18 protein-coding genes are annotated in these 19,102 nt (G+C 70.9%); 4 read left to right on the forward strand and 14 right to left on the reverse strand.

Translation table 11 applies throughout. The features are described 5' to 3' along the window. Positions 1-41: 41 nt before the first annotated feature. Positions 42-464, reverse strand: a complete 423-nt coding sequence (locus ACWEN0_RS03830; protein ID WP_451968658.1) for a nitroreductase family deazaflavin-dependent oxidoreductase — start codon at positions 462-464, stop codon at positions 42-44. 104 nt (positions 465-568) lie between these two features. Between ACWEN0_RS03830 and ACWEN0_RS03835 the strand changes: the two genes are divergently transcribed. Then, entirely contained in the window at positions 569-1,033 is a 465-nt protein-coding gene (locus ACWEN0_RS03835) for a MarR family winged helix-turn-helix transcriptional regulator (RefSeq protein WP_451968660.1), read from the forward strand. A 147-nt stretch (positions 1,034-1,180) separates the two neighbouring features. On the opposite strand, the gene ACWEN0_RS03840 is transcribed toward ACWEN0_RS03835, so the two are convergent. From ACWEN0_RS03840 to ACWEN0_RS03850, 3 genes are read right to left on the reverse strand one after another with little or no spacing between them, the layout of a single operon-like run. Beyond that, positions 1,181-1,540 carry a PLDc N-terminal domain-containing protein gene (locus tag ACWEN0_RS03840; protein WP_451968661.1) on the reverse strand — a complete coding sequence of 120 codons (360 nt, stop codon included), beginning with the start codon at positions 1,538-1,540 and terminating at the stop codon, positions 1,181-1,183. Positions 1,541-1,577: 37 nt separating this feature from the next. Continuing rightward, positions 1,578-2,336, reverse strand: coding sequence for a hypothetical protein (locus tag ACWEN0_RS03845; RefSeq protein ID WP_451968662.1), 759 nt, complete (start codon positions 2,334-2,336; stop codon positions 1,578-1,580). A gap of 41 nt (positions 2,337-2,377) precedes the next feature. Continuing rightward, complete coding sequence (locus tag ACWEN0_RS03850; protein WP_451968663.1) at positions 2,378-3,052, reverse strand: GNAT family N-acetyltransferase; 675 nt, start codon at positions 3,050-3,052, stop codon at positions 2,378-2,380. 51 nt (positions 3,053-3,103) lie between these two features. Between ACWEN0_RS03850 and ACWEN0_RS03855 the strand changes: the two genes are divergently transcribed. Continuing rightward, on the forward strand, positions 3,104-3,946 hold the full coding sequence (locus ACWEN0_RS03855) for a PaaX family transcriptional regulator (protein ID WP_451968665.1): 843 nt from the start codon (positions 3,104-3,106) through the stop codon (positions 3,944-3,946). On the opposite strand, the gene ACWEN0_RS03860 is transcribed toward ACWEN0_RS03855, so the two are convergent. Further along, positions 3,933-4,328 (reverse strand): RidA family protein, encoded by a 396-nt coding sequence (locus tag ACWEN0_RS03860; RefSeq protein WP_451968667.1) that lies wholly within the window; start codon positions 4,326-4,328, stop codon positions 3,933-3,935. The two genes, ACWEN0_RS03855 and ACWEN0_RS03860, sit on opposite strands and share 14 nt — an antisense overlap. A gap of 67 nt (positions 4,329-4,395) precedes the next feature. Here ACWEN0_RS03860 and ACWEN0_RS03865 point away from each other — a divergent pair, with 67 nt between their 5' ends. Both ACWEN0_RS03865 and ACWEN0_RS03870 read left to right on the forward strand, forming a co-directional pair. Next, positions 4,396-6,801: a bifunctional salicylyl-CoA 5-hydroxylase/oxidoreductase gene (locus tag ACWEN0_RS03865; protein WP_451968669.1), complete on the forward strand. Its 2,406-nt coding sequence runs from the start codon at positions 4,396-4,398 to the stop codon at positions 6,799-6,801. Next, a complete protein-coding gene (locus ACWEN0_RS03870) occupies positions 6,798-7,964 on the forward strand; it encodes an acyl-CoA dehydrogenase family protein (protein WP_451968671.1) in 1,167 nt (388 codons plus the stop codon). Before ACWEN0_RS03865 ends, ACWEN0_RS03870 begins: the two co-directional genes overlap by 4 nt. Here the strand turns inward: ACWEN0_RS03870 and ACWEN0_RS03875 are convergent. From ACWEN0_RS03875 to ACWEN0_RS03915, 9 genes are all read right to left on the reverse strand, one after another. Continuing rightward, positions 7,909-8,619 carry a DUF2306 domain-containing protein gene (locus ACWEN0_RS03875; RefSeq protein ID WP_451968673.1) on the reverse strand — a complete coding sequence of 237 codons (711 nt, stop codon included), beginning with the start codon at positions 8,617-8,619 and terminating at the stop codon, positions 7,909-7,911. The two genes, ACWEN0_RS03870 and ACWEN0_RS03875, sit on opposite strands and share 56 nt — an antisense overlap. Positions 8,620-8,721: 102 nt before the next feature. Beyond that, a complete protein-coding gene (locus ACWEN0_RS03880) occupies positions 8,722-10,284 on the reverse strand; it encodes a phytoene desaturase family protein (RefSeq protein WP_451968675.1) in 1,563 nt (520 codons plus the stop codon). Positions 10,285-10,363: 79 nt separating this feature from the next. Then, positions 10,364-11,767 carry a GH1 family beta-glucosidase gene (locus ACWEN0_RS03885; protein WP_451968677.1) on the reverse strand — a complete coding sequence of 468 codons (1,404 nt, stop codon included), beginning with the start codon at positions 11,765-11,767 and terminating at the stop codon, positions 10,364-10,366. A gap of 32 nt (positions 11,768-11,799) precedes the next feature. Next, positions 11,800-12,792 (reverse strand): ABC transporter ATP-binding protein, encoded by a 993-nt coding sequence (locus ACWEN0_RS03890; protein WP_451968679.1) that lies wholly within the window; start codon positions 12,790-12,792, stop codon positions 11,800-11,802. Continuing rightward, a complete protein-coding gene (locus ACWEN0_RS03895; RefSeq protein ID WP_451968681.1) occupies positions 12,789-13,772 on the reverse strand; it encodes an ABC transporter permease in 984 nt (327 codons plus the stop codon). Before ACWEN0_RS03895 ends, ACWEN0_RS03890 begins: the two co-directional genes overlap by 4 nt. Before the next feature lies 1 nt (position 13,773). Next, positions 13,774-14,754, reverse strand: coding sequence for an ABC transporter permease (locus ACWEN0_RS03900; RefSeq protein WP_451968683.1), 981 nt, complete (start codon positions 14,752-14,754; stop codon positions 13,774-13,776). Beyond that, positions 14,751-15,758: an ABC transporter ATP-binding protein gene (locus ACWEN0_RS03905; RefSeq protein WP_451969844.1), complete on the reverse strand. Its 1,008-nt coding sequence runs from the start codon at positions 15,756-15,758 to the stop codon at positions 14,751-14,753. Before ACWEN0_RS03905 ends, ACWEN0_RS03900 begins: the two co-directional genes overlap by 4 nt. Positions 15,759-15,836: 78 nt before the next feature. Beyond that, positions 15,837-17,465: an ABC transporter substrate-binding protein gene (locus ACWEN0_RS03910; protein WP_451968684.1), complete on the reverse strand. Its 1,629-nt coding sequence runs from the start codon at positions 17,463-17,465 to the stop codon at positions 15,837-15,839. A 248-nt stretch (positions 17,466-17,713) separates the two neighbouring features. Next, entirely contained in the window at positions 17,714-18,970 is a 1,257-nt protein-coding gene (locus ACWEN0_RS03915; RefSeq protein ID WP_451968686.1) for an ROK family transcriptional regulator, read from the reverse strand. Positions 18,971-19,102 lie beyond the last annotated feature (132 nt).

Raw genomic sequence — 19,102 nt, forward strand, 5'->3', positions numbered from 1 at the left:
CTCCCGCCGGCCGCCTCGATCGCGGCCGGCGGGACGGGGTGTCAGCGTTCGAGGACGACGATCGGGATGACCCGCGTGGTCTTCTTCTCGTAGTCGGCGAAGCCCTCGGCGTGCGCGACCATGCCCGCGTAGAGGCGGTCGCGCTCGGCGCGGTCGGCGATCACGGTCGCCGTGGCCTCGAACTTCTCCGTGCCGACCTCGACCGTGACCTTCGGGTTCGCGACGAGGTTGTGGTACCAGGCCGGGTTCTTCGGCGCGCCGCCCATGGACGCGGCGATGACGAGCCGCTCGCCGTCGCGGGTGTAGACGAGGGGCGACAGGCGCGGCTCGCCGCTCTTCGCGCCGATCGTCGTGAGCAGCAGCACGTTCTTGCCCTCGAACATGCCTCCGACAACGCCTTCGTTGGCCCGGAACTCGTCGACGACCTGGTTGTTGAATGCGTTCATGTCGGCTGGTGCGGTCATGGAAACCCCTGTTCTGGCCGGTACGCTCGATCGCGGCCCGAGGTACGCTCGGGAGCACGAGAAGCGTTTGCTTTGAAAACAAAGCTACCGACGGGAGGCTGGCGGTGTCAACGGAGGCCGGTCCGAGCGTCGACGACGCCGTGCGTCAGCTGCTGCTGCTGATGCCCCGGCTGGTCGGCCGCGCGAAGCGGACGCCCGTCCCCGCCGAGCTGAACGGCTGCGCGCTGGCGCCGCGGCACCTGTCCCTGCTGTCGTACCTGCTGTTCGACGGGCCGATGACGGTCACCGAGCTGGCGGGCCGCCTGGAGGTCGCCCCGACGACGGCGAGCCTGATGGTCGGCGACCTGGCCCGCCAGGGCGTGCTGAACCGCGACGAAGACCCGGCGGACCGCCGCCGCACGATCGTGAGCATCACCCCGGACAAGCGCCCGGCGGTCGACGCGTGGCTGGCCCGCGGCGCCAAGGCCTGGACCGACGCCCTGGCCCCGCTGACCCCGTCCGAACGCGGCTTGGTGATCGCGACCCTGGAGGCCTACGAACGCGGCACGTGCGAAGGCCCGGCCTGCTGACCACCGTGTCGACCCTTCAATCACGCGAGATGCCTCCCCAATCACACGAGATGCCTCCCCAATCACACGTGATGCCCGCTCAATCACACGTGAGGCCGGGCCGGAAGGGTCGACACGCGTGATTGGAGGGTCGACACGGCTGGGGCGTCAGTCCTCGGTGCGCTTCTCGCGGGCCAGCTTGCGCTGTGCCTCCGCGCGTTCGCGGCACTTGCGGAGGAACTCCTCGTCGTCGTCGGCGTTGGTGGCCGCGAAGCGGCCCGGGCGGTCGTACTCCGGGTACGCCGGGGCGTTCCGCTCGTACGCGCCGCGGGCCCGCGTCGCCTGCTGCGGCCGGCCCGCGACCAGCCAGACGATCGAGCCGACCAGCGGCACGATCAGGACCAGCAGCAGCCACAGGCCCTTCGGCAGGTTCCGGCAGGACGACTCGTCCGTCGTGATCACGTCGACCAGGCAGAAGATCCACAACCCGAGCGTGACGAAGCCCAGCAGACCATCGAAATACAGCAATTCCCGCGCCTTCCCCAGAAGATGAACGCGGTAAGTCTTAGCAGAACCCGGCGGCCGTTCGGCGCCGGGTCACCCGCAGCACCGAGGGCATCCGGAGATTCGGCGACGACACCCACTCCGGCTCCGGTTCCATCAGGCGAAACCCCTGCAGCGCCTGGAAAACCCCGGTCGCGACGGCGAGCGCGTGCCGCGAACCCGGGCATTCCCGGTAGCCGGCGCCGAACGGCTTACCGGCGAGCGACACCGTGACGTCCGCGCCGTCGACCCGACGCCGGGTGCGCAGCACGGGCTGTTCGGCGGGTTTCCCGGAAAGCCGCGCGAAAATCCCGTTCCCGATCAGGCCGGCCGTGGCGTCGCAGGCCTGGACGAGCAGCCCGATCCGCGCCGCCGTGTGTTCGGACGGGCCGCCGCAGGCCGCGATCAGGCGGCCCAACGCGGCTTCGGCGGCCGCGTCGGGCGTCACGTGCGGGTGGTAAGCGGCCGCCACCGGCGTCACGTCCGCCGAGACGTCCGGCAGGCCGAGCGCCTCAGCGAGCACCCCGACCGGCACCGGCCGCGCGATCACCGCCATCACGTCGACGGTCTCCACCGCCGCCACGATCTCCGAGGTCCGCGAGTAAGCGTTGTCCCGCAACGAATCCGGGTCGACATCGGCGAGCAGTGAGACGGCCAGCGACCGCCGCCGGGCATGGTCGGGACCATTGCTGAACCGGGCGACCGTCGCCCGCAGCCAGGCGACGCCGCCCGCAGGGACGTCGACGGGAACAGGCGGAACCGGAGCGGAAAGCGAAGTCATGCGGCGAAACTAGCCGCGGAAAACGTCGGCGTGGACCGAAGCTAGAGCAACGACGCCGGGAACCACGTCGCCTGCGGACCGCCGCACCGGATCGTCCGCGGAACGTCGTGCTGGAACCACCACGCCTCGGTGACGCGGCCGTCCGGCAGCCGGTACGTCGGCGGGCCGGCGACGCGGGCGAGCCCGGCCGCCTGCAGCGAGCGCGCGCTCGCGAGGTTGCCGACTTCGGCGCCGGCCCGCACGCGCGGCAGGCCGAGGTGGTCGTGCGCGAGCGTCAGGCCGGCCGCGAACAGCACCCGCCCGTGGCCGCGGCCGCGGTAGTCCGGCGCGAGGTAGCCGCCGGTCTCCGGGCCGCCGTCCTCGCCGGTGTGCACGCTGACCAGGCCGACGCAGCGGTTGGCCTCGAGGTCGATCATCACCAGGTCGAGGGACTGCGGATCGGGCGACACCCAGTCCGGGCCGGTACCGGGCACGACGCGCATCGCGTCGGCCCGCGCGCCCCGGGCGACGATCGAGTCGGGCTGCCAGCCGAGCCAGCGCTGCGCGGCCGGGTCGCTGCCGCAGGCGACCGCGGCGGCGTACTCCCACGCGGTCGGCGTCCGGAACAGGAACCGCCCTTCGCGCACGACGTGGCCCTGCCGGTCGCAGGTCCGCTTGGTCATCAGGCGGCCGCGGCGGGTGAGCCGGTCGAAGATCCCCTTGGTGGCTGGCAGCATCGCGGCGAAATCGTAGCGGAGCGATCGCGGCCGGGTTGTTATTGTGGCCCGATGACGGCCGTACCCGAGGCAACCGAGCTGGACGGCTCCGGCCGTGCGGCCCAGCCTCGCCAGCTCATCGTGACGGTGTACGGCCTCTACTCGCGCACCGAAGGCGGCTGGCTTTCGGTCGCCTCCTTGATCGACCTGCTGGCCGCCGTCGGGGTCGACGAGCCCGCCGTGCGCTCGTCGATCTCCCGGCTGAAGCGGCGCGGGATCCTCGAAGCGGTGCGCCGCGGCGCGACGGCCGGGTACGAGCTGTCCGACGACGCGCGCGAAATCCTCCGCGAGGGCGACGAGCGGATCTTCCGCCGCGGCCGCGCGACCCCGGCCGACGGCTGGCTGCTCGCGGTGTTCTCGGTGCCGGAGACCGAGCGGCACAAGCGGCACCTCCTGCGCACCCAGCTCGCGCGGATGGGCTTCGGCACCGCCGCGTCGGGCGTCTGGATCGCGCCGGCCCACCTGCACGCGGCGACCGAGGAGACGCTGACCCGGCTCGGCCTGGCCGGGTACGCCGACCTGTTCCGCGCCGAGCACCTGGCGTTCGGCGACGTCGCCGCGAAGGTCCGCGAGTGGTGGGACCTCGACCGGCTCGACGAGCTGTACACGACGTTCCTCGACGAGCACGGCCCGGCGCTGCGCCGCAGGTCCGTGACCGAAGAGCAGGCCTTCGCCGACTACGTCCGCGTGCTGACCGGCTGGCGGCGGATGCCCTACCTCGACCCCGGCCTGCCCGCGGAGTTCCTGCCCCGCGACTGGTCCGGCATCCGCGCGGCCGAGCTGTTCTTCGAGCTGCATGCACAGCTGGAAAACCCGGCGCGGGCGTACGTCGCGAAGTCGATCAGCTTCGGCTGAGCACCGCGAAGCCCTGGACCTCGACCAAGGCCTCCTCGTCCCACAGCCGGGAGACGCCGATGCCCGCCATCGCCGGGTACTCGGTGCCCGCGAGCCGCTTCCAGACGCCGCCGATCTCGCGCGCGTGGGCGCGGTAGTCCGCCAGGTCGACGATGTAGATCGTCACGCTGCAGAGGTCCGCCGGCGTACCGCCCGCCGCGCGCAGGGACGCCAGCAGGTTGCCGAGCGCCTGCTCGAACTGCTCGACGACGCCGTCGCCGACGATCCGGTTCGACGCGTCCAGCGCGGTCTGCCCGGCGAGGAAGACGACGCGGCCCTCGGCCACCACCGCGTGCGAGAACCCGGACGGCTTGCCCAGCTCCGGCGGGTTGATGCGTTCCATGCGGGACACCGTACGCCATCTTTCGCGTTATTGACGGTCGTAGTCACAACGACATACCCTGGACGGCGTGCGTATCGCGGTCATCGGTGGCGGCCCGGCGGGTCTGTACTTCGCCGCGCTGGCGAAACAGCTCGGTCACACCTCGCCTTTCGGGGGTCCGGGTGGCAAAGCCCCCGGCCCGGGGCGAAGCCCCGGTGGTCACAGTCACGAAATCACCGTCTGGGAGCGCAACGCGCCGGACGACACGTTCGGCTTCGGCGTCGTGTTCTCCGACGAGACGCTCGGCGGCATCGAGCACGCCGACGCGGCGGTGCACGAAGCCATGACGGCCGAGTTCGCGCGCTGGGACGACATCGACGTCCACTACCGCGGCACGGTCACCACCTCGGGCGGCCACGGCTTCGCCGCGATGAGCCGCAAGCGCCTGCTCGGCATCCTGCAGAGCCGCTGCGCCGAACTGGGCGTCGGCCTGCACTTCCGCGAAGAGGCGCCGACGGACCTCTCGGGTTACGACCTCGTCGTCGCGGCCGACGGCGTCAACTCGGCGGTGCGCGCGCGGCACGCCGAGACGTTCCGGCCGAGCGTCGAGACGCGCCGCTGCCGCTACATCTGGCTCGGCACGGACCTCGTCTTCGACGCCTTCAAGTTCTACGTCCTCGAGACCCCGGCCGGGATCATGCAGATCCACGGCTACCCGTACGGCCGCGACGGCAGCACGTTCATCCTCGAGGTGCAGGAGGACGTCTGGCAGCGGACGTTCGGGCCGATCGCGTCAACCGCGCTGAAGCCGGGCGAGAGCGACGAGAAGTCCATCGCGCTGATCCGTGAGCTGTGCGCCGACGTCCTCGGTGGGCACAACGTCATGGCCAACAACTCGAAGTGGGTCTCGTTCGGCACGGTCCGGTGCGAGAGCTGGGTGCACGACAACGTCGTCCTGCTCGGCGATGCGGCGCACACCGCGCACTTCTCAATCGGCTCGGGCACGAAGCTGGCGATGGAGGACGCGCTGGCGCTGGCCGCGTGCCTCCACGAACACGAAGGCGTCACGGAGGCGCTCAAGGCGTACGAGCTGGAACGGCGGCCGGTCGTCCAGTCGACGCAGCGCGCCGCGCAGGCGAGCCTGGAGTGGTTCGAGAACATCGCGCAGTACACCCACCAGGAGCCGCCGCAGTTCGCGTTCAACATCCTCACGCGCAGCCGCCGCGTCACCTACGACAACCTGCGCCTGCGCGATCCGGAGTTCGCCACCGAGCTGGACCACTGGTTCGCGCGGTCGCTCGGGACGACGTCGCGGCCGCCGATGTTCCAGCCGTTCAAGCTCGGTTCGCTTGAACTGCCGAACCGGATCATCGTCTCGCCGATGGACATGTATTCCGCCGTGGACGGTGTTCCGGGCGACTTCCACCTGGTGCACCTGGGAAGCAAGGCTCTCGGCGGCGCCGGGCTGGTGATGACGGAGATGGTCTGCGTCTCCCCCGAGGGCCGGATCACGCCCGGCTGCGGCGGTCTCTACACGGCGGAACAGGAAGCCGCGTGGAAGCGCGTCGTCGACTTCGTGCACACCCAGACGTCCTCGCGCATCGGTGTCCAATTGGGACACTCCGGCCGCAAGGGATCGACGAAGCTGATGTGGGACGGCATCGACGAGCCCCTCCCCTCGGGCAACTGGGAGGTCTGCGGTCCGTCCGCGCTGGCCTACTCCGAGCGGAACCAGGTCCCGCGCGAACTGTCCACAACGGATCTCGACTCGATCCGCGCGGAGTTCGTGGCGTGCGCGGAGGCCGCCGCTCGCGCCGGGTTCGACGTCCTCGAACTGCACTGCGCGCACGGCTACCTGCTGTCTTCCTTCCTTTCACCGCTGACCAACCAGCGGAGTGACGAGTACGGCGGATCACTGGAGAACCGGCTGCGCTTCCCCCTCGAAGTCTTCGACGCGGTGCGTGCCGTCTGGCCCGCCGAACGGCCGATGACCGTCCGCATCTCGGCGACCGACTGGTGCGAGGGCGGCATCGACGCCGATGACGCGGTGGAGATCGCGCGCGCGTTCGCGGCCCACGGCGCCGCGGGCATCGACGTCTCGACGGGCCAGGTCGTCAGCGAGGAACGCCCGCAGTACGGCCGCAGCTACCAGACGCCGTACGCCGACCGGATCCGCAACGAGATCGGCGAGGAGTACGGCACCGCCGTGATCGCGGTCGGCGCGATTTCGTCGTACGACGACGTCAACTCGCTCATCCTGGCCGGCCGCGCGGACCTCTGCGCCCTCGGCCGCACGCACCTCTACGATCCACAGTGGACGCTGCACGCGGCGGCCGAGCAGGACTACCCGATGCCGTGGCCGAAGCCGTTCGCCGCGGGCAGCCGGAAGCCGCAGACCGGCCGCAGCGACGGCCCGGAACCACGGCTCGACCTCGTCCGGTCCGGCCCGGCCGGCACCGCCCATGCCCGCTGGCGACCGGGAGCTCCGGCATGACCTTCACGCTCGATCCGTCCCAGCAGGCCTTCGCCGCGCACGTGCGCCGGCTCGCCGCCGAACAGCTGCTGCCGCTCGCCGAGTCCGGTGTGGCGGGTGCCGTCAACCGGCCTTTGCTCAAGGCGATGGGTGCGCTCGGCCTGCTCGCCCGGCTCTTCCCCGGCGTCGCCGAGGGGAAGCCGTCGAGGCAGGCGGCCGCGACGGACCTGTGCATCCTGCGCGAAAACCTGGCCACGGTGAGCACCGAGGCCGAGACGGCGCTGGCCCTGCAGGGCCTGGGAAGCTACCCGGTCCTGCAGTCCGGGCAGAACGATCAGGTCGCGAAGTGGCTGCCCGCCGTGGCGGCCGGCGACGCGGTGGCGGCGTTCGCGCTGACCGAGCCGGACGCCGGTTCCGACGCCGCCGCGCTGTCGTTGGCCGCGGAACCCGACGGCGACGGCTGGCGCCTCACCGGCGAGAAGATGTGGATCTCGAACGCGCCCGAAGCCGACTTCTACACGGTGTTCGCGCGCACGACGGAAGGCGCGGGTTCCCGCGGGGTCAGCGCGTTCGTCGTCCCCGCAGACCGGCCGGGGCTGGGTGGCGAGCACCTGGACCTGGTGAGCCCGCACCCGATCGGCACGGTCACGTTCGACGGCGTCGAGGTCCGGCGCGAAGAGCTGCTCGGCGAGGAGAACCGCGGCTTCGCGGTCGCGATGCGGACGCTGGACCTGTTCCGCCCGAGCGTCGGCGCGTTCGCCGTCGGGATGGCGCAGTCCGCATTGGACGCCACTGTGGACTACACCGGACAGCGCGAGGCCTTCGGTGGCCCGCTGATCAAGCAGCAGGCGGTCGCGCACGCGCTCGCCGAGATGGCCACGCGCACGGAAGCCGCCCGGCTCCTGGTCTACGCCGCCGCGGGCGCGTACGACGCGGGCGAGCCGAACCTCGGCGGTCGCGCGGCGATGGCGAAGCTGTTCGCGACCGAGGCCGCGCAGTTCGTCGTCGACTCGGCGGTGCAACTGCACGGTGCCCGCGCCTTGCGACGCGGGCACCTGCTCGAACACCTCTACCGCGAAGTCCGGGCGCCTCGGATCTACGAAGGCGCTTCGGAAATCCAGCGGACGATCATCGCGCGCTGGCTCGCTTCCGCGCGGGCCGCCGCTCCAGGATCAGCTGGCTGACGAGCAGCCCGAACGCCAGCCCGCCCCAGGAGGAAAGGGCGCCGACGCTCTGGCTGTAGGCGAGTTCGCTGCCGCCGAAGGTCGTCGCGATCTGCGGTTCCAGCACGATCATCGCGATCGGCGAGATCACGCGGTTGACGATGATCGAGAAGGTCAGCGTGACGCTGCGGATCATCCACTTGCGGTGGTCGCCGAACCGGCGTTCGCGCACCGCCCGCCAGCCGGCGATGGTGCACCCGATCCACAGCACCGCGGCGAGCACGTCGCTGACGCGCGTCACCGGGCCGAACGGGCTCTGCGACCCGATGGTCAGGGCCATCAGCCCGGAGGGCAGCACACCGGCGAAGACGTACGCACGGCCCGCGTAGCGGTGCACCACCGGGTGCGTCCGGCGCAGCCACGGCCAGATCTGCAGCACGGCGCCGATCATCGCGACCGAGCCGAAGACGACGTGCCCGACGAGGAACCAGTAGTGCGCCGGGAACCCCTCGGGCGCCGGGACCCGCGACTGGGCGGGGTCGAGCGCCAGGTACGGCGGCAGCGAGAAGGAAAGAAAGGCGAGCACGAGCAGGGCCAGCGGCCCGATCCACGGCCGCCGCCACCAGGCCGGCCTGGGCGGAGTCGGGGTGGGTCGGAGCTCGGTCGTCGCGGTCATGGTTACCCCCGTGGTCGGTGACCTCTCCGACGCTAGGGGCGGCGAGCGGCCCGGACCATGGTGCGCACCACCACCGGCGCGGTGGGGCAGGCCCCACCTCCATCAGGTGAGCAACGAGCGGGCCACGATGTAGCCGGACGCGCCGTTGACGCCGTGCCCGGGCCAGGTCGCCGCGCCGAGCATCCACAGGCCCGGCACCGGCGTCTCGTGCGACGGCTGCCCCGGCAGCGGCCGGAACAGGTAGCTCTGGGCCAGGTCGTGGCTGCCGCCGAACGGGTCGCCCGGGCCGCAGTTGCGGTTGGCGCGCGCGAGGTCGTCCGGCGCCACGACGTGCATGCCGAGGACGCTGCCCGGCACGTTCGGCGCGTACCGCGCGACCTGCGCCAGGACGCGGTCCGCGAACGCCTGCTTGACGGCCGTGGTCCAGCCGTCGGCCTCGATCTCGCCGGCCGCGTCGCCACGCGGGTGCGTCGGGACGTCGAGCAGCTGCAGCCGCGCGGTGGCCCGGCCCGACGGCGCGCGTGAACTGTCTACATTGGACGGAACGTCGAACGCGATGGTCGGTTCCGCGGGCAGCAGGCCGCGCGTGGCTTCGTTGACCGACCGCGAAAGCGCGTCCAGGCCGCCGCTCAGGTGTGGCTCGCCGGCGCTGTTCAGCCGTTCGTCGGCGAACCGCGGCGGCTCGGACAACGCGAGGTGCAGCACGAAGCACCCCCGGCCGTAGCGGAACCGACCGGCCTGCGCGCGGATCCGCGGCGGCACCGCGGACGGCTCGTCGGCGAGCAGCTCGAGGTACAGCTGGTCGGGGTTGACCGACGCCAGCACCGCCCGCCGCGCGTGGACGACCTCGCCGTCCGCCAGCCGCACGCCGCGGGCCCGGCCGTCCTTGACCAGCACTTTTTCGACGCGCGCTTCCGTGCGCACGGTGCCGCCGTGCCGGGTGACCAGCTCGGCGAGCGCCTGGACGAGCCGTTCGCTGCCGCCCGCGGGTGTCGGCATCCCGGCCGTGCTGAGCGCGACCTGGCACAGCAGCACCCACAGACCGCTGTTGACCTCGTCCGGGCCGCGGCCGAGGTGCAGCGCCCACGGCGCGAGCGCGGCGCGCAGCACGGGCGAGGTGAAGGTCTCGGTCAGCAGGTCCCGCGCGGTCAGCGTGAAGAGGTGCGCGAAGTCGGACAGACCGTGGCGTCCCGAGAAGAGCCGCTTGATCGTCCGCGTGGACTCGGCACTGCTCAGCTCGGCGCCGAGCAGCCCGAACACGGGCTCGACGTGCGGCTCGAAGTCCTTGAGCAGCTTGGCGAACGCCGGGCCGTCGCCGAGCCGCTCCGCCTCGGCGAGGTTCTCCTCCGGGTTCGTGGAAAGCACGGCGCTGCCCTCGGGCGTCGCGACCCCGGACCAGTACCGCGGCTGCCGGTACTCGAGCCCGAGCTCGGCGAGGTCCGGCGCGAGCGCGGCGTACGCCGGACCGGCGGTGAACAGCGGGTGCGCCGACGCGAAGACGTCGTGCTTGAACCCGGGCAGGGTCAGTTCCTCGGTCCGGACGAGCCCGCCGGGCCGGTCGCGCTCCTCCAGCACGAGCACCCGCCAGCCGTCCCGGGCCAGGAAAGCCCCCGCGACGAGCGCGTTGTGCCCGCTCCCGACGATCACCGCGTCCCATGCGTCCATGGTCCCCGATTGTGCGGGTGGTGGGTCCCGGCCACCAGGGACCACGGTCCCACGGTGGCCGGGCACCTGCCGGAGGTCGTCAGCCGCCGCGGACCCGGCGGACGGTGTCGCGGTAGAAGTAGCCGCTCTGCTTGATCGTGCGTTGCTGCGTCTCGTAGTCCACCCGGACCAGGCCGAACCGCTTCGCGTAGCCGTACGCCCATTCGAAGTTGTCCAAAAGGGACCAGGCGAAGTAGCCCCGGACGTCCGCGCCCGCCTGGCGGGCCGCCGCCACCGCGGCGATGTGGGAAGCGAAGTACGCCGTTCGCTGCTCGTCGCGGACGAAGCCCGACGAGTCCGGGTCGTCGTCGAACGCCGAGCCGTTCTCCGTGATGTACATCGGGAGGCCCGGGTAGTCGCGGCCGAGGCGGGTCAGCAGCTCGGTGAACTTCGCCGGCAGGATCTCCCAGCCCATCGCCGTCGTCGGCTCGCCGAACGGCACCACGCGCGACGCCGGGACGCCGTCGTCGTCGACGGTCCGGCCCGTCTCGTCGACGCCCGAGAACTGCTGGCCGAAGTAGTAGTTGACGCCCAGGAAGTCCAGCGGCGTCGAAATGATCGACAGGTCGCCGTCCTGGACCGGCAGCTTCACCCCGCGCGACGCCAGGTCGTCCACCACGTCCGCCGGGTAACGGCCGTGCACCAGCGGGTCCAGGTAGATCCGGACGCCCAGGCCGTCCGCCTGGCGCGCCGCGCGGACGTCCTCGGGCGAGTCCGTCGCCGGGTCGGCCGTGCACATGTTGAGCGTGATGCCGAACTGCGTGTCCGCCGGTGCGGCCTCGCGCATCCGCTGCGTCGCGAGGCCGTGGCCCAGCAGCAGGTGGTGCACCGCGTGCAGCCCCGCCGCGTAGTCACGCCGGCCCGGCGCCATCACGCCGTGGACGTACCCGTGCATCGCCGAGCACCACGGCTCGTTCAGCGTCGTCCAGTGCCGGACCCGGTCGGACAGCCGGTCGAACACCAGCATCGCGTAGTCCGCGAACCGGTAGGCCGTGTCCCGCGCCGGCCAGCCGCCCGCGTCCTCCAGCTCCTGCGGCAGGTCCCAGTGGTACAGCGTCAGCCACGGCGTGATCCCGCGCTCGAGCGTCTCGTCCACCAGCCGCTCGTAGAAGCCGATGCCCGCCTCGTTGACGCCGCCGCGGCCGCGCGGCTGGACCCGGGGCCACGCCACGGAAAACCGGTAGGTGTCCGCGCCCAGCTCGCCGACCAGCGCGACGTCCTCCGGCATCCGGTGGTAGTGGTCGCACGCCACGTCCCCGGTGTCGTTGTTGTCGATCGCCCACGGGACCTGGCAGAAGGTGTCCCAAATGGACGGAGTGCGCCCGTCTTCCGCGACCGCGCCTTCGATCTGGTACGCGGCGGTGGCCACGCCCCAGCGGAAGTCCGGCGGCAGGGTGTCGATCAGCGCCTGCTGTTCGGCGGTCGCGGCTGTGGTCTCGGTCAAGGCAGGTCTCCTCCAAGTGGACCGGATGGCGTTCAGGGAGTGGCGACGGGGTGCAGCCAGCACGCCACTTCGCGCGCCGGGTCGCCGGGCGTGCCGAGCAGCGGCACCCGGTCGTCACACGGCTCGAAAGCCTTGGGGCACCGCGGGTGGAACGCGCAGCCGGCCGGCATCCCCCGCGTGTCCGGGGGCGAACCCGGGATCCCCGCGAGCTCGCGACGCGGACCGCGCAGCGCGGGGAACGAGTTCAGCAGGCCGTGGCTGTACGGGTGCAGCGCGTCCCGGTAGAGGTCGGCCGCCGGCGCCTGCTCGACGATCCGGCCGCCGTACATGATCGCGATCCGGTCCGAAAACTCCACCAGCAGCGAAAGGTCGTGCGTGATGAACAGGACCGAGAAGCCCAGCCGCTCGCGCAGTTCGACGAGCTGGCCGAGGATCTGGCGCTGCATGACGACGTCGAGCGCGGTGGTCGGCTCGTCCATGATGACGACCCGCGGTTCGAGCGCGAGCGCCATCGCGATCATCACGCGCTGGCGCATGCCGCCGGAGAGCTGGTGCGGGTAGGACTCCAGCCGGTCGGCCGAAATCCCGACCAGCTTGAGCAGGTCCCGCGCCCGCGCCACCCGGCCCGCGCGGGTCGACTTCGGCTCGTGCGCCTTGATGACGTCGACCAGCTGCGTGACGACCTTGTGCACCGGGTTCAGCGAGTTCATCGCGCCCTGGAACACAATGGACGTTTCGGCCCAGCGGAAGTCCCGCAGCTGCCTGTCCGTCAGCTTCAGGACGTCGTAGGGCTCGCCGTCGGCGGGGTGGTAGAGCACCTGGCCGCCGCGGATCACGCCCGGCGGCGCGAGCAGCCGCGTCAGCCCGTAGGCCAACGTGGACTTCCCGCTGCCGCTTTCCCCGGCCAGGCCGAGGACTTCGCCGCGGTGCAGCGTCAGGTGCACGTCCCGGACCGCGCGCACGGCCTCGTCGCCGACGCCGTAGTCGACGTCCAGGCCCTTGATCTCCAGGACCGGGTCCATCATGGCTGTTCCTCCCGCCCGAGCACGGGCGTGAAGCCCACGCGCATGCGATGCGTCCGTCCGTCGGCGCCCTTGACGCGTGCCTTGCCGCTGCCGCGCAGGCGCGGGCTGACGAACTCGTCGATGCCGAAGTTGAGCAGGGACAACGCGGTGCCGAGGAGCGCGATCGCCAAGCCGGCGGGCACGAACCACCACCACGCGCCCTGCGCGAGGGCCTGCTGGCTCTGCGCCCAGAACAGGATCGTGCCCCAGTTCCAGTTGGACAGTCCCGAGACGCCGACGAACGCGAGCGTGATCTCCGACATCACGGCGAAGATCACCGTGCCGACGAAGCTCGACGCGATCACCGCGGTCAGGTTCGGCAGGATCTCGAAGAAGATGATCCGCCACGTCGACTCGCCGGTGGCCCGGGCCGCTTCGACGTACTCCCGGCCGCGCAACGAAAGCGTCTGTGCTCTCAGGACTCGCGCGCCCCACGCCCAGGACGTGAACCCGATGATCACCGCCACCAGGTAGTCACCGCCGGTCGGGACCGCGCTGCCGATGATGATGATCAGCGGCAGCGCCGGGATCACCAGGAACACGTTGGACAGCGCGGACAGGCCTTCGCCCGGGGTACCGCCCAGGTACCCGGACGTCACGCCGACGATCACCGCGAGGATCGTCGCCACGATCCCCGCGGTCAGCCCGACGAGCATGACGCTGCGCGTGCCGACCACGACCTGACTGAAGATGTCCTGGCCGAGGTGGGTGGTGCCGAACCAGTGCCGCCCCGAGGGCGACTCCAGCAGGTCGTTGCTGCGGGCCGACGGGTCGTACGGCGCGATCCAGTCCCCGATGACCGCGATCACGACGAAGAAGACGATCACGCCGAGGCCGGTGGCCGTCTTGCCGCCGGTGAGGAAGCGGAAGCGGCGCCGGCGGGCGACCGCGTCGACGGGGAGGGCCTGGGCGGCTTTGACGTCCGCCGCGGGTACGGCCATGTCAGCCCTCCTTCCGGGTGCGCGGGTCGAGCGCGAGGTACGCGACGTCGGCGAACAGGTTCGCCACCAGCACCGACAGCGTGATGATCAGGAAGATGCCCTGCATCAGCGGGTAGTCCTGCGAGCCGACGGCCTGGAACAGCTGGTAGCCGACCCCCGGGTAGGAGAAGACGATCTCCACGAGCAGCGTGCCACCGACGATGAACCCGAGGGCCAGCGCGAAGCCGGACACGCTGGGCAGCAACGCGTTGCGGGCGGCGTACCCGACCATCACCCGGCGTTCGGGCAGGCCCTTGGCGTGCGCGACGGTGACGTAGTCCTCCGACGCGACGGTGACCATCATGTTGCGCATGCCCAGGATCCAGCTGCCCATCGAGCTGATCAGGATGGTGATCGCGGGCAGCAGGCCGTGCTGGATCGCGCTGCCGATGAAGCCGCCGTCCCAGCCGGGCACCAGGCCCGGGTCGAAGCCGCCGGACGACGGGAAGAAGCTCCCCGGCCCGGCCAGCAGCGTCAGCGCGATCAGGCCGAGCCAGAAGTACGGGATCGACGAGAGGAACGTCGTCACCGGGAGCAGGCCGTCGACCCACGAGCCGCGCTTCCAGCCGGCGACCACGCCGAGCCCGGTGCCGAGCGCGAAGCCGATGATCGTGGTGATGCCGACCAGGATGATCGTCCACGGCAGGCTGTCGCTCAGCAGGTCGGACACCGGCGTCGGGAAGAACGTGAACGAGATCCCGAGGTCGCCCCGGAAGAGCTGGCCCCAGTAGTCGAAGTACTGGGAGATCAGGCTTTCGTTCTTGTCGAGTCCGAACAGGACGTACAGCGACTGGATCGCGTCCGCGCTGATCATGCCCTGGTTCTTCGCGATCAGCGACTGGACCGGGTCGCCCGGGATCAGCCGCGGGATGAAGAAGTTGATGGTGACGGCGGCCCACGCCGTGAAGACGTAGAAGACGAGCCGTTGCAGCAGGTACCTCATCGGGCGGCCCCGTCGTACAGCCAGCACGCCGCCCAGTGGCCGGGCGCGTCGTCGACGTCGAACCGCGGCGGCAGGTCGGTCTTGCACCGCTCCATCGCGACCGGGCACCGCGGGTGGAACCGGCAGCCGGACGGCGGGTCGATCAGGCTCGGCGGCTCGCCGGCTCCGCGCTCGGCCGGGACGTCGGCGGGATCGGCGCCCGCGGTCAGCCGGTCCGGGTCGGGCGCGGACTCGATCAGCAGCCGGGTGTACGGGTGCGCCGGCCGCTGCGTGATGGTCTCGCTGTCGCCGCCCTCGACCATGCGGCCCGCGTACATCACCATCGTCTCGTCGGCGAAGTACCGCGCCGACGCGATGTCGTGCGTGATGTAGAGGATCGCGAGGTGCAGGCGCTCCTTGAGGTCCCGCAGCAGGTTCAGCACGCCGAGCCGGATGGAAACGTCCAACATGGACACCGGCTCGTCGGCCAGCAGGGCCTCCGGGTCGGCGCCGAGCGCCCGCGCGATCGCGACGCGCTGGCGCTGCCCGCCCGACAGCTCGTGCGGGAACTTGTCGATGTACCGCTCGGGCGGCGTCATCTGCACGCGCGAAAGCAGGTCGTGCAACGACTTTTCGAGGTCGTCACCCTCGCGGCCGTGGATCTTCAGCGCGCGCGTCAGGTGGTAGCGCACGGTGTGCACGGGGTTCAGCGACGCGAACGGGTCCTGGAAGATCATCTGGACCCGGCGGGCGTAGGCGCGGAAGGCCTTGCCGTGCTTGATGTTCACGGCCTCGCCGTGCAGCCGGATGTCACCGGCGGTCCGCGGGTAGAGCCCCGCGAGCAGCCGCGCGACGGTCGACTTGCCCGACCCCGACTCGCCGACGAGCGCGGTGACGCGGCCCCGCCGGAGCGTCAAGGTGACGTCGTCCACGGCCTGGACGGCGCGTCGCGGGCCGGTGAGCGCCGCGCGCCCGCGCCGTCGTACGGGGAAGTGCTTGGTGAGGCCCGCGGCCTCGAGGACCACGGGGAGGTCCCCCTCCGACCCGACGGCGACGGGGTCGGAGGGGGACTGCTCGGTCGTTGCCACGGACTCCGCCATCGATCAGGCCGCGGGCTTCAGGTGCAGGACGATGTCGAGCGCGTTGCGCAGCGTGGGCTGCGCCGGGCCGTACGGGTTGGCGTCGTCCGGCCAGCCGACCCAGTTCTTCGTGCTGTACTCGCCGCCCGAGTTGGCCGCCGAGGTCGGGACCATCGGCTGCTGGTCGATCATGATCTTCTGCAGCGTCGCCATGGCGGCGGTGCGGGAGGCGTCGTCCTCGGCGTTGGCGTACGTCTCGAGCGCCTTGGTCGCCTCGTCGTTCTTGAAGCGGCCGTAGTTGCCGTTGATGCCACCCTGACCGGTCGGCTTGTAGCGGTTGCCGTCCATCACGTCGCGGTACATGTCGTACGGCGTCGCACCGTCGTTGGTCCAGTGCATCAGGCCCTCGAAGTCACCGGTGTCGACCGACTTCGTCCACGCGTCCTGGTTCATCTTGTCGACTGTGGCGGTGATGCCGATCTGCGCCAGGTTGTCCTTGATGATCTCCAGGTCGGTGATGTAGTCCGACCAGCCCGACGGGACCGTGAGCTTGAGGGTGACCGGCTTGCCGCTCGGGTCCGTCAGCTTGTCGCCGGTGAACTTGTAGCCCGCTCCGGTCAGCAGAGCCTTGGCGCCCGGGACGTCGACCTGGACCGTCTTGCCCTTGTACTCCGGCGCGATGAACGGGTCGCCCGCCGGCGTCGGGATGCCGGTGACCTGGTCGTTCTTCGGGTAGAAGTAGCCGGCCTCGCCCTGGTTGAAGATGTCGTCGCGGTTGATCACCCTGCTGACCGCCTGACGCAGCTTCGCGTCGTTCCACGGCGCCTTCTCGGTGTTGAACCACAGGCCGTGGACGGCCAGCTGCGCGGGGAACCAGAGCTTGTAGTGCTGCGGGTCCTTGCTGGTGTAGACGGCCTTGTAGTTCGGGATGAAGACGAAGCTCCACTCCGAGGCCCCGCTGACGAGCGCGGCGACCTGCGCGTTGTTGTCGGTGTAGGAGGTGTAGCGGATCTCCTTGACCTTCGGCGCTTCCTGCCAGTAGCCGCTGTCGCGCCGGGTAACGATCATCGTCTGCGGCGTGAACGACTTGAGCGTGTACGGGCCGGTGCCGATCGGGTTCTTCACCAGGTCGAGCGCCGGGTCCTTGACCGACTGCCAGACGTGCTTGGGCACGACGAGCGTCTGCAGGATCTTGACCTGGTTGACGAACTGGGAGGTGTCGAACGCCAGCGTCACCTGGTTGCCGGCGGCGGTGACGTCCTTGTACGGCACGGCGTCGATGTTCAGCGCCTTGTTGTCGCGCAGCAGCTGGAACGTGTAGGCGACGTCGTCGCCGGTCATCGGCTGGCCGTCGGAGAACTTGACGCCGTCACGGACGGTCAGGACGAGCTTCTTGTAGTTGTCCGACCAGTCCCACTTCGTCGCGAGCCACGGCTTGCCGGGCTCCTGCGGCTTGACGCGGTTGAGCATGACCAGGGGCTCGTAGATCATCCACCGGTAGCCCATGTTCGACAGGGCGGACGTCTCGAGGAACGGGTTGTTGTTCTCCGACTGCGGGCCGTCGGGCTTGCCCACGTTGAGCACCTGGTCCGGGTTGCCCTGCGCAGCGGTCGAGCTGCCGCCCGAACACGCGGTCAGGCCCCCCAGGGCCATCACTGCCACTAGCGCTGCGACGATGGAGCGCTTGACTCGCATCGGTTCCTCCTGGTCATCGACGACTTCTTGCTGTCGACTGGTAGCGAGGCCCCGACCGCCGGCGACCGAACGACGCCCCGAAGTCAACCCGGGTGACTCGGGTCACGTCAATAACGCGGTGGTAACTTTTTGTGCCTAAGTTTAAGTACTGAAAGAACTGTCGGTCTGGACCTCTGGCCGGAACTACTCCTTGCGGCGCAAGGGTTTCAGCCGGTCCGGCCCCCGCTCGCCAGCAGTTGCGCGATGGGCAGGGTCGCCGCGCCGAGCGCGACCGCCTCGGGCCCGAGCCGCCCGAGGACGACCTCGGTGCGCTCCGCCAGGTAGCCGAGCGCGTGCCGGCCGACCGCGTCGCGCACGGCGGGCAGGATCGCCGGTCCCATGATCGCCCCCGCGGACCCGGAGAGCACGACCCGGTCCGGGCTGAGCAGGTTGATCAGGTTCGCGATGCCGATGCCGAGGTACTCGCCGGTCTCGGCGAGCACGTCGGCGGCGGGCCCCCCGGTCGTCGCTTCGGCCACGATCCGGGCCAGCTCTTCGTCGCTTTCGTCCCCGATGACCGGTTCCTTGCCGACGCGGTCGGCGTAGCGCCGGACGACCGCCTCGGTACCGACGTAGGCCTCCAGGCAGCCGTGGGAGCCGCAGCGGCAGGCCGCGCCGGCCGCCTTGACGACGGTGTGGCCCCACTCGCTGGTGGTGATGTCCGGGTGCGAGCGCCCCGCCGTCGCGACGGCGGCCCCGACGCCGACGCCGAGCAGGACGACGATGGCGCGTTCGGCGCCCCGGCCGGCCCCGCGCCAGGTCTCGACCTGGCCGAGTGTGCGGGCGCGGTTGTCGAGGTGCAACGGCATCTTTCGGGGGGTCCAGGGGGATTTGTCCCCGGGCCGGGGTTCGGGGCCCGGCCCCGGCGGGAACAGCGCTTCGATGTGCGGGTGGATCAGCTCGGCGAAGGCCACGCCGCTCCAGCCGAGCGTCGGCGCGTGCACGATCCCGCCGTCGCGGACCGCGCCGGGCACGCCGATGCCGACGCCGAACACCGCGCCCGGTTCGCCGCCTTCGCACACTTCCGCGATGCCGGTTCGCACCAATCCGGCCACTTCGTCCTGATCGAGGCGGGTCCCGACGAGCGGGTGGCGCACCGTGCCGAGGGTGCCGAGCGCGCAGTCGAACAGGCCGACCTCGACGTGCGTCTCGCTGACGTCCACACCCACGACCTGCCCGAAGTCGGGCCGCACGGCCAGCAGTGTCCGGGGCCGCCCGCCGTCGGATTCGACCGAGCCCGCCTCCGCGACGACGCCGTCCGCGATGAGCTCGGAGACGACGTTGGTAACGGTGGCGGCCGACAATCCCGATTCAGCTACCAGTTCCAGCCTGCTGACGGGCCCGCGGAGGTAGAGGGAGGACAGGAGTGCAGCGCGGTTGTGCCGTCGGAGGTCTCTGGTCGTTTGGCGCACCACCTGGGTCACCTGGGGGATTGTGCCAGACACCACCCGTGCGACCATGAGTTCGGGACTTAGTTCACCACTTAATACATAGCCACAACTTACGGTGATCAGGCATGCTGGTCGTGAGCCGGTAAGAGTTCCAGATGGGTTGCC

This window comes from Amycolatopsis sp. NPDC004378 (assembly GCF_053602455.1).

Bases quoted from the DNA above. Each gene is read 5' to 3' on its own strand.
- ACWEN0_RS03830 (WP_451968658.1), bottom strand. From the start codon at position 464: ATGACCGCACCAGCCGACATGAACGCATTCAACAACCAGGTCGTCGAC.
- ACWEN0_RS03845 (WP_451968662.1), bottom strand. From the start codon at position 2,336: ATGACTTCGCTTTCCGCTCCGGTTCCGCCTGTTCCCGTCGACGTCCCT.
- ACWEN0_RS03850 (WP_451968663.1), bottom strand. From the start codon at position 3,052: ATGCTGCCAGCCACCAAGGGGATCTTCGACCGGCTCACCCGCCGCGGC.
- ACWEN0_RS03855 (WP_451968665.1), top strand. From the start codon at position 3,104: ATGACGGCCGTACCCGAGGCAACCGAGCTGGACGGCTCCGGCCGTGCG.
- ACWEN0_RS03860 (WP_451968667.1), bottom strand. From the start codon at position 4,328: ATGGAACGCATCAACCCGCCGGAGCTGGGCAAGCCGTCCGGGTTCTCG.
- ACWEN0_RS03870 (WP_451968671.1), top strand. From the start codon at position 6,798: ATGACCTTCACGCTCGATCCGTCCCAGCAGGCCTTCGCCGCGCACGTG.
- ACWEN0_RS03875 (WP_451968673.1), bottom strand. From the start codon at position 8,619: ATGACCGCGACGACCGAGCTCCGACCCACCCCGACTCCGCCCAGGCCG.
- ACWEN0_RS03880 (WP_451968675.1), bottom strand. From the start codon at position 10,284: ATGGACGCATGGGACGCGGTGATCGTCGGGAGCGGGCACAACGCGCTC.
- ACWEN0_RS03890 (WP_451968679.1), bottom strand. From the start codon at position 12,792: ATGATGGACCCGGTCCTGGAGATCAAGGGCCTGGACGTCGACTACGGC.
- ACWEN0_RS03895 (WP_451968681.1), bottom strand. From the start codon at position 13,772: ATGGCCGTACCCGCGGCGGACGTCAAAGCCGCCCAGGCCCTCCCCGTC.
- ACWEN0_RS03900 (WP_451968683.1), bottom strand. From the start codon at position 14,754: ATGAGGTACCTGCTGCAACGGCTCGTCTTCTACGTCTTCACGGCGTGG.
- ACWEN0_RS03910 (WP_451968684.1), bottom strand. From the start codon at position 17,465: ATGGCCCTGGGGGGCCTGACCGCGTGTTCGGGCGGCAGCTCGACCGCT.